Origin of the sequence: Azospirillum sp. Sh1 (assembly GCF_008365135.1) — a bacterium.
In the GTDB taxonomy this organism is placed as follows: domain Bacteria; phylum Pseudomonadota; class Alphaproteobacteria; order Azospirillales; family Azospirillaceae; genus Azospirillum; species Azospirillum oryzae.
In genome coordinates, this window is the sequence record NZ_VTTK01000002.1 from 67,311 (window position 1) to 83,945 (window position 16,635).

Annotated in this window: 16 protein-coding genes; 5 read left to right on the forward strand and 11 right to left on the reverse strand. The window is 66.7% G+C overall.

All coding sequences use genetic code 11. The features are described from left to right. Positions 1-5: 5 nt before the first annotated feature. A complete protein-coding gene (locus FZ029_RS03045) occupies positions 6-365 on the reverse strand; it encodes a response regulator (protein WP_149267963.1) in 360 nt (119 codons plus the stop codon). A gap of 128 nt (positions 366-493) precedes the next feature. Between FZ029_RS03045 and FZ029_RS03050 the strand changes: the two genes are divergently transcribed. The 3 genes from FZ029_RS03050 to FZ029_RS03060 all read left to right on the forward strand — a co-directional run bounded on the left by FZ029_RS03050 (position 494) and on the right by FZ029_RS03060 (position 2,354). Continuing rightward, positions 494-994 (forward strand): putative toxin-antitoxin system toxin component, PIN family, encoded by a 501-nt coding sequence (locus FZ029_RS03050; RefSeq protein ID WP_149267964.1) that lies wholly within the window; start codon positions 494-496, stop codon positions 992-994. A 137-nt stretch (positions 995-1,131) separates the two neighbouring features. Beyond that, positions 1,132-1,590: a hypothetical protein gene (locus FZ029_RS03055; RefSeq protein ID WP_149267965.1), complete on the forward strand. Its 459-nt coding sequence runs from the start codon at positions 1,132-1,134 to the stop codon at positions 1,588-1,590. Positions 1,591-1,814: 224 nt separating this feature from the next. Continuing rightward, positions 1,815-2,354 carry a DedA family protein gene (locus FZ029_RS03060; protein ID WP_149267966.1) on the forward strand — a complete coding sequence of 180 codons (540 nt, stop codon included), beginning with the start codon at positions 1,815-1,817 and terminating at the stop codon, positions 2,352-2,354. A 28-nt stretch (positions 2,355-2,382) separates the two neighbouring features. Here FZ029_RS03060 and FZ029_RS03065 read toward each other — a convergent pair whose 3' ends face one another. The 5 genes from FZ029_RS03065 to purQ all read right to left on the reverse strand — a co-directional run bounded on the left by FZ029_RS03065 (position 2,383) and on the right by purQ (position 8,905). Next, positions 2,383-3,603, reverse strand: coding sequence for an HD domain-containing phosphohydrolase (locus tag FZ029_RS03065; protein WP_247892128.1), 1,221 nt, complete (start codon positions 3,601-3,603; stop codon positions 2,383-2,385). A 123-nt stretch (positions 3,604-3,726) separates the two neighbouring features. Further along, the gene (locus tag FZ029_RS03070; protein WP_149267967.1) at positions 3,727-4,956 is read right to left on the reverse strand and encodes an SLC13 family permease; all 1,230 of its coding nucleotides are present in this window, start codon (positions 4,954-4,956) and stop codon (positions 3,727-3,729) included. 22 nt (positions 4,957-4,978) lie between these two features. After that, positions 4,979-5,803 carry an MBL fold metallo-hydrolase gene (locus tag FZ029_RS03075; protein ID WP_149267968.1) on the reverse strand — a complete coding sequence of 275 codons (825 nt, stop codon included), beginning with the start codon at positions 5,801-5,803 and terminating at the stop codon, positions 4,979-4,981. Positions 5,804-5,993: 190 nt separating this feature from the next. After that, positions 5,994-8,219, reverse strand: coding sequence for a phosphoribosylformylglycinamidine synthase subunit PurL (gene purL / locus FZ029_RS03080; RefSeq protein ID WP_149267969.1), 2,226 nt, complete (start codon positions 8,217-8,219; stop codon positions 5,994-5,996). After that, complete coding sequence (purQ, locus tag FZ029_RS03085) at positions 8,216-8,905, reverse strand: phosphoribosylformylglycinamidine synthase subunit PurQ (RefSeq protein WP_109075620.1); 690 nt, start codon at positions 8,903-8,905, stop codon at positions 8,216-8,218. The genes purL and purQ overlap by 4 nt, the downstream gene beginning before the upstream one ends. Positions 8,906-9,184: 279 nt before the next feature. Here purQ and FZ029_RS03090 point away from each other — a divergent pair, with 279 nt between their 5' ends. Both FZ029_RS03090 and FZ029_RS03095 read left to right on the forward strand, forming a co-directional pair. Beyond that, the gene (locus FZ029_RS03090) at positions 9,185-9,409 is read left to right on the forward strand and encodes a hypothetical protein (protein ID WP_149267970.1); all 225 of its coding nucleotides are present in this window, start codon (positions 9,185-9,187) and stop codon (positions 9,407-9,409) included. 59 nt (positions 9,410-9,468) lie between these two features. Then, entirely contained in the window at positions 9,469-10,005 is a 537-nt protein-coding gene (locus FZ029_RS03095) for a hypothetical protein (protein ID WP_149267971.1), read from the forward strand. Positions 10,006-10,090: 85 nt separating this feature from the next. Here FZ029_RS03095 and FZ029_RS03100 read toward each other — a convergent pair whose 3' ends face one another. From FZ029_RS03100 to gltX, 5 genes are all read right to left on the reverse strand, one after another. Then, positions 10,091-11,317 carry an ammonium transporter gene (locus FZ029_RS03100; RefSeq protein ID WP_149267972.1) on the reverse strand — a complete coding sequence of 409 codons (1,227 nt, stop codon included), beginning with the start codon at positions 11,315-11,317 and terminating at the stop codon, positions 10,091-10,093. Between the two features lie 211 nt (positions 11,318-11,528). After that, entirely contained in the window at positions 11,529-12,899 is a 1,371-nt protein-coding gene (locus FZ029_RS03105; protein WP_149267973.1) for a metallopeptidase TldD-related protein, read from the reverse strand. Positions 12,900-13,019: 120 nt separating this feature from the next. Then, complete coding sequence (locus FZ029_RS03110) at positions 13,020-13,451, reverse strand: DoxX family protein (RefSeq protein ID WP_149267974.1); 432 nt, start codon at positions 13,449-13,451, stop codon at positions 13,020-13,022. 281 nt (positions 13,452-13,732) lie between these two features. Continuing rightward, positions 13,733-15,109: a cysteine--tRNA ligase gene (gene cysS, locus FZ029_RS03115; protein WP_149267975.1), complete on the reverse strand. Its 1,377-nt coding sequence runs from the start codon at positions 15,107-15,109 to the stop codon at positions 13,733-13,735. Between the two features lie 28 nt (positions 15,110-15,137). Beyond that, positions 15,138-16,481, reverse strand: coding sequence for a glutamate--tRNA ligase (gene gltX / locus FZ029_RS03120; protein WP_149267976.1), 1,344 nt, complete (start codon positions 16,479-16,481; stop codon positions 15,138-15,140). Between the last annotated feature and the right edge of the window lie 154 nt (positions 16,482-16,635).

Genomic DNA, 16,635 nt, shown 5'->3' on the forward strand with positions numbered 1-16,635 from the left:
CGGCGTCACTGCCCGGCCGCGGCGAGGAAGTCGCGGATCTTGTCCGAGGTGATCGGCTTGGCGATGAAGCGGACGCCCAGCGCCTCCGCCTTGCGCTTCAGGGTGTCCTGCACGTTGGCGGTCAGCAGGCCGATCGGCAGGCCGACGAAGCGCTCCTTCAGCCGCTCGGCCAGGGCCAGCCCATCCATGCCCGGCATGTTGTAATCGACGATGGCGGCGACCGGCGGCACCTCGCCGACGATCTCCAGCCCCTCTTCGCCGCTGGCCGCGGTGACGATGGTCCAGTCGGGCCGCAGAGAGGCGATGACGCTGGAGACCATGTTGCGCGCCAGTCGGCTGTCGTCGACGACGAGGATGCTGGTCATGCCGATATTTCCGTCCTAAAGGTTCCGTTCACACCTTGCGGGCTTCTTACCGCAAAGCGTTCCTGCCCACAACAGACGCTTCGCATCGGCCCCGACAACTTCAACCGCGACGGTCCCGCAATATATCAATGCTCAGCCGCGACCCTGCCGCCCCCGACGCGACCCCCCCTTCGGCTCCGGTGTCGATCCGGGCCGTGCTCGACACCAACATCCTGGTTGCCTATGCGCTGCTGGGCGATGCCGGGGCACGCCGGCACGACGCGATCCGCCGCTGCGTGGAACGGGTGCGCACCGACCAGGGCCTCGTCGGCAGCACCGAAACGCTGACGGAACTGGAAGAGGTGCTGATGCGCCCGACCTTCGACCGCTATACCCCCGCGGCAGATCGCCGCGCCTTCCTGGATCGCATCAGGGACGAGACGACGCTGGTCGCTCCTGCCGCGGTCGGGCGCCTGTGCCGCGATCCGGAAGACGACATGTTCCTGGCCGCCGCCGTCGGCGGATCGGTGCCCTGGCTGGTGACGGTCGACCGCCAGCTCCTGTCGGTGCGCCGGGCCGGCGAAACGCGGGTGCTGCGGCCCGAACGCTTCCTGGAGACGCTGGCTCTCCTCCATGCCCCTCGGACATAGCCGGCAGAATCCACTCGACAAACCCAGCGCTCTTCCTAGAATGAAAAGAGAACATACCGCAAACCGCGGGTGAACAGGGAATAGCCTGCGCGCGAAGCGCCGGCGATATTGGCGGAGCGCAGGGGGCAACCGCAGCGATGAGCGTCCAACGGCTTCTGTTCGACGATCTGCCGGAGACCGAACCGGCGCGCAAGCCGCGCCGGGCGCGGGCTGCCGCGACGGGTGCCGCACCGTCGACGATGGCCGCCCAAGTCGCGGTCGATGTGGTGCGGGAGGCCGCCCCCCTGCCCAGGGCGGCGGTGATGGCGGCGACTGTCGCGACTCTGCCGCTCGCCCCGCCGGCCCCTCCCCCCCCTCCCCCGGCCTTCGATCCGGCCGCGCTGTCCAACCCTGAGCTTCGGGCGCTGGTGCAGGCGCTGCCCGATCAGCGGCTGGCCCATCTGCTGATCGAGGCGGCACGCGAACTGAAACGCCGCGCCGCGCCCGACCGCAGCGATGCCGACGGCGAGGATGGGGACGTCGCGATGGAGCCCAACCCCGCCCTTTTGCGCGCCGCGCGGCAGGCTGTCGGCGAATTGTCCGGGGATGATTTCTGAGCCGCGTCTCACCGTTGGGGCGGCCCCTTAGTCAATAAAGTTTCCGAGACAAACAGCGCGGCTTTATGTCATGATCTGTCCCAGCCCACGCTCCACATACCGCATCGCACAATATAGCGGTTACAAAGCGCCACCGGGCCCGCGGAACCCACAAGCGACGTCTCCCGGAGGGGTCTTTGGACTGGATCAATTGGTTGCAGGAATGGGGGAACGCCTTTTACCCGATGGCCTTTATCTGGGCCTTTTTTGAAGGTGAAACATTTGTAATCTTCGGCGGGATGGGCGCCAAACTGGGCATCATCAATCTGTATTGGCTGGTCGGTTCGGTGTGGATCGGCAGCTTCATGGGCGATCAGGTGTGGTTCTGGCTGGGCCGCCGCTGGGGCAAACGGGCACTCGCCCGCTTTCCGTCCGCCGATGCCCATGCCTGCCGGGTCCTGAACTGGCTGGAGAGATACGGCGTCGCCTTCATCCTGGTCTTCCGCTTCCTCTACGGCGTGCGCAACATCGCGTCCGTCGCCATCGGCACCTCTGGAATGCGGTGGTCCCGCTTCCTGTTCTGGAACTTCATCGCCGCCGGCATCTGGGCCTGGACTTTCGCCGGGGCCGGTTACCTGTTCGGTGAAGCCGCCGCCGCCATCGGCGAGGATGGCCCGAAGATCCTGCTGCTGACCGGCCTTGCCATCGGCGGTCTGTGGATCGGGGTCAAGAGCTTCCGCTGGGTCCGCCGCCGTGCGCTTGCCGCGACCAACCCGGCGGAGTGATCCGCCGGCTTCTCAGACCGCGCCAGTCTCAGACCGCAAGAGTCTCCTGATCCTTCAGCCGCTCCCAGATCGCATCGAACTCCGCATGGCGGCCGGCGAACAGCGACAGCAGGCGCGGGTCGAAATGGACCCTCGGATCCAGGCGGTCGTCACCGTTCAGCAGGATGTCGACGGCCTTCTCGTGGCTGAATGACGGCTTGTAGGGTCGGGCGCTGCGCAGGGCGTCGTAACAGTCGGCGATGGCGACGATGCGGGCGGCCAGCGGGATTTCCTCCCCCTTCAGGCCTTGGGGGTAGCCGGTGCCGGCCCATTGCTCGTGATGGTACAGCGCGATCTCGGCGGCCATCTTCAGCCGATCCGACGCGACCAGAATATCGTGGCCGTAGACTGGATGGCGCCGCATCTCCGCCAGTTCACGGTCGTCGAGCCGGCCCTTCTTGTGCAGAACCGCCTGATCGACGCTCATCTTGCCGACATCGTGCAGGGCGGCGGAAAAGCGGATCTCGTCGCAGAAGGCGCGGCTGCAGCCGGCCCAGGTGGCCAGCGCGTGGGAGTATTCGTTGACGCGCAGGATGTGGTTGCCGGTGTCCTCGTCATGCACCTCGGCGGCGCGGGCCAGCAGATTGACCGACACCATGAAGGCGCGCTCCGTCTCCGCCTGAAGCTCGGCGACGCGGCGGCGCTCGCGGGTCAGGGCGCGGTTGCGCTCGGTCAGCCGCTCCAGCGTCGCGGCCCGCTCCAGCGCCCGGCCGACGATGTGGTTGACCGGGGCGATCATCTGCTCATGTTCCGGCAGAAAGGCGGGCGGTCCCTCCTCCGGGCGGCGGTTGATCAACTGCACCACCCCGATCGGCCGGTCGCGGAAGCCTTTCAAAGCAAAGGCCATGATGGACCGGGTGCGAAAGCCGGTGCGCTGGTCGAAGGCGGGGTTGAAGCTGTAAGGCCGATCCTCCGCGATGGCGTAGGCATCCTCCAGCAGCAGAGTCTCACCGGTCGCCGCGACATAGCCGACGATGGAGGCTTGGCTCACCGGCACGGAGAACAGCGTCGGTTTGGCGCGGATCACGTCGTTCTGGGCGCTGACCGCCTCCAGATGCCGGTATCGCCCCTGACCGCGCAGCATGAAGATCGTGCCGGCCTCCGCTCCCGTCAGGTCGCGGCATTTGCGCAGCACCCGATCGCTGAGCGATCGCAGCGACCGGTTCGGCGCACTTTCGATAAATTCAAGGAATTGGCCGACCAGACCCACAGCGCTCCCCCACCCCGGCGCACATACAACGGTGCACGAACAGAGTACCCCATTTGTCGCACCTGGAAGAAGGGGCTTGCGGTCCTGAAAGTCACGGGCTGGTCACAGGTCACAGATGACGAGTCACAACCCCATCCAGCCGCCGGCCCACAGCCAGACCGCCGCCAGCGCCATCGACAGCAGCGCCATCGGCACGCCGCAGCGGGCATGCTCGACGAAGCCCAACCGGACGCCGGACGCCGCCGCCCGCTCCGCCACGATGATGTTGGCGAGGCTGCCCGGCAGCAGCAGGTTGCCGGCCAGGGTCGACAGCAGCGCCAGACCATAGAGCGCCCCTTCCGGCGGGGATGGCCAGGCGGCCAGCAACAGGATCACCGCCGGGACGTTGCCGATGCTGTTGCTGCCGGCCAGCGCCAGCGGCAGCATCACCGCCAGCCGGTCGGGCAGCCATCCCGCCGCCTGCAGGTCGCCGACCAGGGCCGCCGGGATGCCGGTCAGCCCCAGCGCGTGGTTGATGGCGAAGAGTGCCGCGAACAGCACCAGCAGATGCCAGTCGACCATCCCCAGCATGTCGCGGCTGGCCATGCGCCGGCTGATCATCATCACGCCGGCCACCAGCAGCACCGCATGTTCCTGCGGAATGTCGCGGGTGAACAGCACCAGCAGCACCAGCGTCGCCGCCACCGCCTTGCCCAACTGCCAGCGGTCGAGCGCCACCGGCGCCACCTGTCCCCCGCCCTCCTGCGGCATGCCGAAACGCCCGCGCCAGACGAGCCAGACCGTGCCGTAGACGATGGCCATGGCCGCCAGCGCCGGACCGCCGCAGACCGCCAGGAAACGCCAGAAATCGAGATGCCCGATCTGCCCGATCAGAATGTTCTGCGGGTTGCCGATCAGCGTGGCCGCCGATCCGGCATTGGCCGCCCCCGCGAGCGCGATCAGGTAGGGCCGCGGGTCCAGCTTGCGGGCCTGTAGCCCCAAGCACAGCATCGGCGTCATCGCGAAGACGACCACGTCGTTCGCCAGCACCGCCGACAAGCCGCCGGCGACCAGCACGATCACCGCCAGCAACCGCGCCGGCGAGCGCGCCGCCTGCGCCACCTTCAGCGCGCACCAGTCGTAGAAGCCGCTGCCGGCATATTGCGCCGACAGGATCATCAGCCCGAGCAGGATGAAGATCGTCGGGAAATCGACCGCCGCGACCAATTGCGTGGTGTCGAGCGCTCCGGCCGCCAGCAGCAGGATCGCCGCGACCAGCGCGATCCCGGTGCGGTCGATGCTGAGACCGGGAAAGCGCCCCAGCGCCATGCCCAGATAGGTGGCGGTGAACAGAATCAGGATGGTGGCGGTCATAATGCCCGATGCGCAGGGAAAGTCAGTCGAGGGAGATGGTGGTTCCCTCGCGCGCGGCAAAGCAGTTCGGGAACTCCGCCTTCGCCGCCGCCTCGATCCGCTCCATGGTGGCATCGTCGTGGTCGGGATCGTGATGGAACAGGCCCAGCGTCTTCACATGGGCCGCGCGGGCGATCCGCACCGCCTCCATCCAGGTGGAATGGCCCCAGCCGACGCGCTGCGCCCATTCCTCGTCGGTGTAGGTCGAGTCGTAGAGCAGAAGATCGACGCCATCGACGAGGTTCAGGATGTTGCGGTCGGGCTTGTCCGGCACATGCTCGGTGTCGGTGACATAGGCGACCGACCGGCCCTGATACTCGATCCGATAACCGGTGGCGCCGTCGGGATGATTCAACGCCCCCGTGTGGATTCGCACCCCGCCCTCCAGCTTGAAGCTGTGGCCGGGCGGCACCTCAAGGAAGCTCAGGTTGCCGCCCATGGTGCGCAGCGGCACTGGGAACAGCGGCCGTTCCATCTGGCGCGCCATCACCGATTCGATGTCGGGACTGCCGGCCAGATGGCCGGAGACCACCCGCAGGTCGAACCCCTTGGTGTAGGCCGGCGCGAAGAAGGGAAAGCCGCTGATATGGTCCAGATGGGTATGGCTCAGCAGCAGCGTCGCGCTGGTCACCCCCTCGGCCAGCAGCTTGCGGCCCAGCATCCGCAGTCCGGTACCGGCGTCGATGATGATCCGCTGCTTTCCCGCCTGCACTTCGACGCAGGACGTGTTGCCGCCGAACCCCAGATGCGAGGCCATCGGGCAGGGAATCGTGCCGCGCACCCCCCAGAAGGTGACTGAAAACCCCATTCCCCCGCCTCCAGGCGCAACGATGCACCGTTCCAACCCCTTTGGACGGCGAGTTTAGCGCGATCCTTCGGTATGTACACGATGGTGGACGTTCGGCAAGAAATGATCGCCGAAAAATGGACGGGGCCGCTTCACTGGAAGCGACCCCGCCAATCATCCTACTGCTCGGCCGCCAAACCGTTCGGCCGTCTTACAGCTCGGCCGCCATGTAGGTCGGCAGCCAGCCTTCGTTGGCCTCGCGCAGGCGCTTCAGCGAGACGATGTCGCCGCCACGGCCCGACAGCGCGGTGCCGCGAGTCTCGCCCAACACGCTGACCGGAACGCCGGCCGTCTTGGCCTTCTCCTGCACCGTCGCGGCAACGTCCGGACGGACGGCCAGGACGTAGCGGCCCTGGTCCTCGCCGAACAGCACGCGGACATGCTGGCCGTCGAAGCCGGTCAGGTAGGCACCGATGCCGCCGGCCAGCGCCATCTCGGCGATGGTGACGATCAGGCCGCCGTCGGCCACGTCGTGGCTCGATACCACCAGACCATCGCGGATCAGGCCGCGGACGAAGTCGCCGTTGCGGCGCTCCACCGCCAGATCGACCGGCGGGGGAGCCCCCTCCTCGCGACCGAGGATCTCGCGCAGGAAGATCGACTGGCCGATATGGCCCTTGGTCTCGCCGACGGCGAGGATCACGTCGCCCTCACCTCGGAAGGCGATGCCGACGGCGATCATCGCGTCCGGCATGATGCCGACGCCGCCGATGGCCGGAGTCGGCAGGATCGCCTCGCCGTTCGTCTCGTTGTAGAGCGAGACGTTGCCCGACACGACCGGGAAGTCCAGCGCCTTGCAGGCCTCGCCGATGCCTTGGACGGCGCCGACGAACTGGCCCATGATCCGCGGCTTCTCGGGGTTGCCGAAGTTCATGTTGTCGGTGATGGCGAGCGGCAGGGCGCCCACCGCCGACAGGTTGCGCCACGCCTCGGCCACCGCCTGCTTGCCGCCCTCGACCGGGTCGGCCAGGCAGTAGCGCGGGGTGCAGTCGGTGGTGATGGCGACCGCCTTGGTCTGGCCCGGCACGCGGACGACCGCGGCGTCGGCCTGACCCGACATGAAGCGGGTGTCGCCGCCGACGAGGCTGTCATACTGCTCCCAAATCCAGCGCTTGGAGGCCAGATCGGGGCAGCCGAACAGCTTGGTCAGCGTGTCGCCCAGGCTTTCGGAATAACCGTCGAACACGCTGTCGTCGAGGTCGGACGCCTTCGGCGTCGGTTCCCACGGACGGTTGTATTCCGGCGCGGCGTTGGACACCGGGGCGATCGGCATGTCGCACCAGGTCTCGCCATACATCTTGATGACGAGGTTGCCGGTGTCGGTCAGGTGACCGATGACGGCGAAGTCCAGTTCCCACTTGTCGAAGATGGCCTTCGCCACCTCCTCGCGGCCGGGCTTCAGGATGATCAGCATGCGCTCCTGGCTTTCGGAGAGCATGATCTCATAGGGCGTCATCGCCTGTTCGCGCATCGGCAGGGTGTCGAGCGTCAGCTCGATGCCCAGGCCGCCCTTGCCGGCCATCTCGACCGAGGAGGAGGTCAGGCCGGCCGCACCCATGTCCTGGATGGCGACGATGGCGTCCGTCTCCATCAGTTCCAGGCAGGCTTCGATCAGCAGCTTCTCGGTGAAGGGATCGCCGACCTGCACGGTCGGACGCTTCTCCTCCGAATCCTCGGTGAACTCGGCCGACGCCATGGTGGCGCCATGGATGCCGTCGCGGCCGGTCTTGGATCCCACGTAGACGACCGGGTTGCCGATGCCGGCGGCGGCCGAATAGAAGATCTTGTCGGTCTTGGCGACACCCACGGTCATGGCGTTGACCAGGATGTTGCCGTTGTAGGCCGGATGGAAGTTGGTCTCGCCGCCCACGGTCGGCACGCCGACGCAGTTGCCGTAGCCGCCGATGCCGGCGACGACGCCCGAGACCAGATGGCGGGTCTTGGGATGGGAGGGATCGCCGAAGCGCAGCGCGTTCATGTTGGCGATGGGGCGCGCGCCCATGGTGAACACGTCGCGCAGGATGCCGCCGACGCCCGTCGCCGCACCCTGGTAGGGTTCGATGTAGGACGGGTGGTTGTGGCTCTCCATCTTGAAGATGACGGCGTCGCCGTCACCGATGTCGACCACGCCGGCATTCTCGCCGGGGCCGCAGATCACCTGCGGGCCGGTGGTCGGCAGCGTCTTCAGCCACACCTTGGACGACTTGTAGGAGCAGTGCTCCGACCACATGACCGAGATGATGCCCAACTCGGTGAAGGTCGGGGAGCGGCCCAGGATGTCCAGGGCGTTCTGGTATTCCTCGGCGGACAGGCCGAACTCCTTGGCGAGTTCGGCGGAGACCGGACGCTCCTGCGCCTTGGTAGCTTCAGCGCTCACGACAGGGCCTCCACCAGACCTTCGAACATGGGCTTGCCGTCGGTGTTGCCGTGCAGGGCCTCCACCGCGTCCTCGGGGTGCGGCATCAGGCCCAGCACGGTGCGCTTGGCGTTGAAGATGCCGGCGATGTCGGACACCGAGCCGTTGGGGTTGCCGCGCGGGTCGCTGCGCGCCTCGTCACCGACATAGCGGAAGGCGACCTGGCCTTCGCCGTCCAGCCGCTTCACCGTCTCCGCGTCGGTCCAGTAGTTGCCGTCGCCGTGGGCCACCGGGAATCGGACGATCTGGCCCTTGGCGTATTTCTTGGTGAAGGGGCTGTCGGTGTTCTCCACCCGCAGATGCTGGACGCGGCAGACGAACTTCAGCGCACCGTTGCGCATCAGCGCGCCGGGCAGCAGCCCGGCCTCGGTGATGATCTGGAAGCCGTTGCAGACGCCGAGCACCCGGACGCCCTGATCGGCCCGCGCCTTCACCTCGCGCATGATCGGCGAATGCGCCGCCATGGCGCCGGAGCGCAGGTAATCGCCATAGGAGAAGCCGCCGGGCACGACGATCAGGTCGACCTTGGGCAGTTCGGTGTCGCGGTGCCAGACCAGATGCGGCTTGGTCCCGCTGACGGCCTCCAGCGCGGCGACGGCGTCGCGTTCGCGGTTGGAGCCGGGGAAAACGACGATGGCGGCCTTCATGGGGCGGTCAAAATCCGGCGTCGTGGAGGGAGTTGTTCGAGGCCGGACACTAAAGCCGCCGCCCCGGCAAAGCAAGCGGCGGCGGGTTCGAAACACAGCCATTTGGCTGAGCTGAGTCGCGTTTCGTGCATGGCACGGCAACGATTTGCGCGGGCCAAGCCATGACGAAGGCTGCTAAGCTGTTCCAAGAGTTGCAAAAATAATAACCGTTGCGAGGGTTGAGGCGCCGTGATAAGGCCCCACTCCCAACGAGTTGTTGCCTTTTGCAGGAGCGTGCGTGTGTCCAGGCAGTTCATAACCGGGTTTCTGCAGGAAACCCCGGAAACGATTGAACGCTTCCGCAAACTTGTTGACCGCACCCCGATTCAGGAGCCTGCGAACGGTGGGCCATCGGACGAAGAGTTCAGCAACGACTTGGTGACCGCCGCGACGGACATCCTCGCATCAGCTGATATGTTTCCCGATCCAGCCCTTACCGCCGCCCTCTATCAGACCAAACGCTGATCCACCGTCGGCGCACTCTCTGTCACCGGAACTCCCGTCAGGCGCTGGAACCAACCCGCATGAGCGAAGACCGTATAGCCGTAGACGCACTACGGCTTCATAACCTGTTGTTCTCGCTTTGCCGGCTGAAAAGCGTGCAGATCGAACTGTCCGATGATTGCTTGGTTCAGGTCGCCTCGCATTACCAGAAAGACCTGTCCAAACTCGAATACCATCAGGGCAACGAGATCTCCGTGAACAAGCGGATCGCCGGACTGGCCTTTTGGGTTCGACGGCTCAAGCCCATCCGTTTCGCGGCCAAGGTCAATAGCGACGCGGAGATCTGCGACATCAACGAGCAGGTTTCCGTCTGGCTGATGACCGATCTGCTGTTGCGCTACGCGGATCACCCCAACACGACTGCGATCATGAAGCGGGCGAACGTCCAACCGCGCCGACCCGATCTGCAAGATTATCTCGCCAAGTATTGGCAGACGTGTGACTGGTTCAACTACACATCCCTGATCTACAACCTGCGCTTCCGAAACATCAGCCCCCATCACATGGCGCTTTTGCTGGATTCGATTACGACCGGCTTCATCATCAAGCATTCTTGACCGGCTCGCCGCACGTCCGGATGGATTGGTCCTTACGGAAAGGCGCCGCCACAGCGACGCCCTTCGTCATTGCACGGCCTGACCGTCACATCCCCGGCGCATCCTCTTCCGGGTAGGCGGTGATGTGGTGCAACGACAGGTCGGCGCCCTTGTACTCCTGCTCGGGGTCCAGCCGGATGCCGACGGTGACCCGCAGCAGGCCGTAGACCGCCAGACCAGCGGCGAATCCGAAGCCAGCACCGCCCAACGTGCCGACGATCTGGCTGAGGATCGACACGCCGCCGAGGCCGCCCAGCGACTCCTGGCCGAAGACGCCGGCGAGCAGGCCGCCGGTCAGGCCGCACAGGCCGTGCAGCGGCCAGACGCCCAGCACGTCGTCGATCCTCCAGTCGATCTGGCACTTGTTGAAGGCCCAGACGAACAGCAGCCCGGCGATGCCGCCGGTGATCAGCGCGCCCAGCGGATGCATCACGTCGGAGCCGGCGCAGACCGCCACCAGACCGGCCAGCGCGCCGTTGTGGACGAAGCCGGGGTCGGTGCGGCTGATGACCAGCGAGGTGACGATGCCGCCGACCATCGCCATCAGCGAGTTCAGCGCGACCAGCCCGGTCACGCCGTCCAGCACCTGCGCGCTCATCACGTTGAAGCCGAACCACCCCACGCACAGCACCCAGGCGCCCAGCGCCAGGAAGGGGATGTTCGACGGCGGAATGGCGATCAGCGAGCCGTTGGGACGGTACCGGCCGCGGCGGTTGCCAAGATTCAGCACCGCACCCAGCGCCACCCAGCCGCCGAAGGCATGGACCACCACCGATCCGGCGAAGTCGTGGAAGGGCTGGCCGAAGGTCGCCGCCATCCAGCTTTGCAGGCCGAAGCGGGTGCCCCACACCGTGCCTTCCAGCAGCGGATAGAACAGCGCGATCAGCGCCAGGGTGGCGCCGGCCTGCGGCCAGAATTTGGCGCGCTCGGCGATGCCGCCCGACACGATGGCCGGCACCGCTGCGGCGAAGGTCGCCAGGAAGAAGAACTTCACGAGGTCGTAGCCATAGGCCGCGAAGCCGCCGGCGCCCTTGCCGACCAGCGTGTGGGCGTCGGCGAAGAAATCGACGCCATAGGCCACGGCATAGCCGACGAAGAAATAGGCGATGGTCGACATGGCGAAGTCCGACAGGATCTTCACCAGCGCGTTGACCTGATTCTTGCGCCGGACCGTCCCGACCTCCAGCAGGGCGAAGCCGCAATGCATCGCCAGCACCATCACCGCGCCCATCAGCACGAAAAGGACGTCGCCACCCGTCTTTGCCGCATCCATTTGCACAAACCTTCAGCATTTCGCCCAAAAAAGCGGCAGATTGCTAACAGATCAGGCAAATATGCGCAAGGGCCTAGCTGACGTTTGGACAGGCAGAGTGGCGGAAATGCAGCACAAAAAGCGGGCGAACCCGCTTTGGGTTGCCCGCTGTCTGCGCAAGAACGATGCCAAGTGATGAAGAGACGGGCGGAGATGCCTCCGCCCCTAACGCCTACATACCGGCTATGGTCATGCCGTCGATGCGCACGGTCGGCGCATCCATGCCGAAGCGCAGCTCCAGATCGTCGGCGGCTTCCATGTTCAGGAACATGTCCTTGAGGTTGCCGGCGATGGTGATCTCGTTGACGGGATAGGCGAGCTGGCCGTTCTCGATCCAGAAGCCGCCGGCACCGCGGCTGTAGTCGCCGGTGACGCCGTTGACACCCATGCCCATCAGGTCGGTGACGTAGAAGCCGTCCTTGACCTCCGCCAGCATGTCGGCGCGGCTGCGCGTTCCCGCGGTCATATAGACGTTGGCCGGCGCCGGACCCGGCGGGCCGGAGGTGCCGCGGGCGGCATGGCCGGTGGTCTGCAGGCCAAGCTGCCGGGCGGACCGCAGGTCGAGCAGCCAAGTCGTCAGCACACCGTCCTCGATCAGCGTGCGGCGCGACACTTCGACGCCCTCCGCATCGAAGGGACGGGAGCGCAGGCCGCGCTTCACATGCGGGTCGTCGACGATGGTGATGGAGGGGGCGAAGATCCGCTGCCCCATCTTGTCCTTCAGGAAGCTGGTGCCGCGGGCGATGCTGGGGCCGCTGATGGCGCCGGTCAGGTGACCGAGCAGACCGCGCGACACCCGCGGGTCGAAGAACACCGGCACCTTGCAGCTCTTGACCCGGCGCGGGTTCAGGCGGCGGACGGCGCGCTCGCCTGCCTCCCGCCCGATCTCGGCCGGATCGCGCAGGTCGGCACCATAGACCTTGCTGTCATAATCATAGTCGCGCTCCATCCCCGTGCCGGTCCCGGCCAGGACGGAGGCGGACAGCGACTGGCGCGACACGCCATAAGTGCCGGCGAAGCCGTTGGACGCGGCGATCGCGATGGTCGAGCGGCTCCAGCCGGCATCGCCCCCTTCGGAGTTGGTGACGCCCTGGACCGCCAACGCCGCCTCTTCGGCGATTCGCGCCCGCTCGATCAGTGTTTCCGACGACGGCTCTTCACTGTCGCAGATGTCGAGGTCGGGCCAGCTGCGGGCCAGCTGCTCCGGATCGGCGATGCCGGCGAAACCGTCCTCCGGCACCACGCGGGCCATGGCGATGGCGCGTTCGACAAGCTCGTCCAGCGCCTTGCCGCTGCGGTCGGTCGAGGAGACGATGGCCTGCCGCTTGCCGACGAACACCCGCAGGCCGAGATCGCCGGATTCGGAGCGCTCCAGCTTCTCGGTCTTGCCCAGCCGGTGGGAAAGGGACACGGACGCGCTGTCGAACAGCACGGCATCGGCGGCATCCGCACCGGCGGCGCGCGCCTTGGCGATCAGGTCGTCCAGCAGATTCAGGACCCCGGACGAATCCGTCTTGTGCTGGTCGTTCGGCGAAACGGTCATCAGGCTCTCCGGTTGGTCTCCGTCCTGTCTACCAAATGGGACGGCGACGCGGAACGGGGAAGAGGCAAATTGCCCCCTCCCCGCTCCACGTCGCCATCAAATGCCGTTTACGGTTGCGGATCAGGCCAGTTCGCGACGGGCAGCCGGGGCACCCAGCGCGGGAACCTTCAGCGCGAAGGCCCCGTCGCCCAGCAGCGACTGCACCACCAGCAGGACCGTCCAGAAGGCCGGGAACTCCCAACCGCCGCCCTGCGAATTGAACACCCAGCCATTGCCGACATGCTGCAGCGTGGCGCCGATCATAATCGGCAGCAGAGCCAGCGCGATCCAGCGGGTATAGATACCGGCGATCAGCAGCAGCCCGCCGCCGATCTCGCCCAGGATCACCAGATAGGCGAAGACGCCAGGGTAACCGATGCTCTCGAAGTAGCCGACGGTGCCGGGAATGGTGAAGGTCAGCACCTTCAGCACAAGGCCGTGGGCCAGGAACAGCAGGCCGAGGCCGACGCGCAGCAGGAAGGCGGCATAGGGAGCGGTGCGATTGTCGATCATGGTCAGGGTCTCCTCGATCAGGTGGGCCAGAGGGGCCGCGTTTTGTCTGAAGAGGAGATTAGGCCGGATCGAGGTGCGGGATAATCCGCAGAATTGACGAATGTTTGTTGCGGACGGAGGGACAATAAGGAGGAAGCACACTCTCCCGGCTCGGTAACCCTCTCTCCCCCGGGGAGAGGGCTGGGTGAGGGGGAGGCACCGCGTGCCTTCCCAAGAATCCTCGCCACGCATCCCCCTCACCCTAACCCTCTCCCCGGGGAGGAGAGGGGACTTTCGCTAACTCACCCCCGCTTCCAGGTCGTGCCCTGCGGGCCGTCTTCCAGGATGATACCCTTGTCGGCCAGCTCCTTGCGGATGCGGTCGGCCTCGGCGAAGTTCTTGGCCGCACGGGCGGACTTGCGGTCGACGATCAGTTGCTCGACCTCGGCGTCGCTCAGCCCTTCAGCCCCGCCTGTCGGCGCCCAGCGGAACCATGCCTCCGGGTCCTGCTGCAACAGGCCGAGCTGTTGCCCGGCCGCCAGGAGTGCACCCTTGGCAGCGGCCTTCTCGGCATCGCTCTTCGCCTTGTTCACCGCGGTCGCCAGCTCGTGCAGATGCGCGATGGCGAGCGGGCTGTTCAGGTCGTCCTCCAGCGCCGCCAGCACATCGAAGGGCAGTTCGCCCGCCGCCGGCACCGGTTCGCCGCGCAACGCCTGATACCAGCGGTCAAGCGCACCCTTGGCCTGCCGGATGCCCTCGCGGGTGAAGTCCAGCGGCTGGCGGTAATGCGCGCTCAACAGGGTCAGGCGGATCGCCTCGCCGGGGAACTCGTCCAGCAGGTCGTGCACGGTGAAGAAGTTGCCGAGCGACTTCGACATCTTCTCGCCTTCGACCGTCACGAAGCCGTTGTGGACCCAGGTGCGGGCCAGCCGGTCGGTGCCGTTGGCGCAGCAGCTCTGCGCGATCTCGTTCTCATGGTGCGGGAAGATCAGGTCCAGCCCGCCGCCATGGATGTCGAAGGTGACGCCGAGATGCTCCTTCGCCATGGCGGAGCACTCGATATGCCAACCCGGACGACCGCGGCCCCACGGGCTGTCCCAACCGGGCTGGTCCGGCGTGCTGGGCTTCCACAGCACGAAATCGGAGGCATCGTGCTTATAAGGAGCCACCTCCACCCGCGCGCCGGCGATCATGTCATCCAGCGAGCGGCGGGACAGCTGCCCATAGTTGGGCATCGACGGCACGGAGAACAGCACGTGCCCTTCCGCCGCATAGGCGTTGCCGCGTTCGATCAGCGTGGCGATCAGCGCGATCATCTGGCCGATATGCTGGGTCGCCCGCGGCTCGATGGTCGGGCGCAGGGCGTTCAGCGCGTCCATGTCGGCATGGAACAGGTCGGTGGTGCGCGCGGTCAGCGCGTCGATCGGCTCGCCGCTGTCCCGCGCCCGGTCGATGATCTTGTCGTCCACATCGGTGATGTTGCGGACATAGGTCACCGCCGGATAGAGCCGCGACAGCAGCCGGAACAGCAGGTCGAACACCACAACCGGCCGGGCGTTGCCGATATGGGCGGTGTCGTAGACGGTCGGACCACAGACATACATGCCGACATGGTCCGGGCGAAGCGGCTCGAAGCGCTCCTTACGGCGGGTCAGCGTGTTGTAGAGGTCCAACGGCACGGTCCGAACTCCTGAATGAAGAGAGGTTTCAGGCGGTTTCGCCGGCCAGTCGCCGGAGGCTGCGCGCCCGTCCGATCAGGGGTAGCAGGTTCTTCAATTCCGGTCCATGGTCGCGCCCGGTCAGGGCGCGGCGCAGAGGAAGGAACAGCTCCTTGCCCTTGCGGCCCGTGGCACCCTTCACCGCATTGGTCCAGGCGCCCCAGGTGCCGAGGTCCCACGGTTCGTCGGGCAGCAACGCCGCCGCCTGGGCCAGGAATCCTGCATCCTCCACCACCGGCGTCACCGGCGCATGGGTCACCGCCCACCAGTCGCGCGCGTCGCTCAGCCGCGCCAGATTGGGCCGCACCGCCTCCCAGAAGGCGGCGTCGACATCGGTCAGACCAAGCGCCTCCAGCCGGGATGCCGCCGCCTCGAACGGCGTCAGGTGCAAGATACGGGCGTTCAGCCGGCCCAGTTCCTCCGGATCGAACTTCGGCGTGCCGCGGGCGATCTTCGACAGATCGAACTCCGCCACCAGTTCGTCAAGCGTCAGCCGCGCCTCGATCGGGTCGGAGGTACCGAGCTTTGCCAGCAGGCTGTTGACCGCCATCGGCTCGATGCCGTCCTCGTCGCGCAGGCTGCCGACCGACAGGCTGCCCAGCCGCTTCGACAGCCCCTGCCCGCCGGCATCGGTCAGCAGCGGCAGATGGGCGAAGGACGGCACGGCGGCGCCCAGCGCCTCGAAAATCTGGATCTGCACCGCGGTGTTGGCGACATGGTCCTCGCCGCGGATGATGTGGGTGATGGCGAAATCGGCGTCGTCGACCACGCTGGTCAGGGTGTAGAGCGGCCGGCCATCCTCGCGGATCAGCACCGGATCGCTCAGCGCCGTGCCCTCGAACCGCACCGGCCCGCGGACCAGATCGGTCCATTCCACCGGAGTGGGGTTCAGCTTGAAGCGCCAATGGGCCTTGCGCCCCTCCCCTTCCAGCCGGGCGCGGTCCTCGTCGGTCAGGCGCAGGGCGGCGCGGTCGTAGATCGGCGGGCGGCCCTGCGACACCAGACTGGCGCGCTTGAGATTCAGTTCCTCCGGCGTTTCGTAGCAGGGATAGAGCCGGCCGGCGGCCTTCAGCGCCGCAGCCGCCTCGTCATAGCGCGGATAACGGTCGCTTTCGCGGGCGAAACGATCCCAGCTCAGGCCGAGCCAGGTCAGGTCGGCGGCAATGGCGTCGGCGAACTCCTGGGTCGAGCGTTCCTCGTCGGTGTCGTCCAGCCGGAACATGAAGCTGCCGCCGGTCTTGCGCGCGAACAGCCAGTTGACGAGCGCGAGGCGCACATTGCCGACATGGATGCGGCCGGTCGGGCTGGGGGCGAAACGGACGGCGGTGGACATGGCTGGACTCGATTGCAGACGGGACAGGCGGGCAGTCCTAGCACGGCCGGCGCGCCTTCCGAAAGCGGTCCGCAACCGATGCATCCCGGCAACAGGTGGTGCCCTGCGTCCGTCCGCGCGGTAGGCGCGGCCGTCCGGCTGCGTTAGCTTGGCG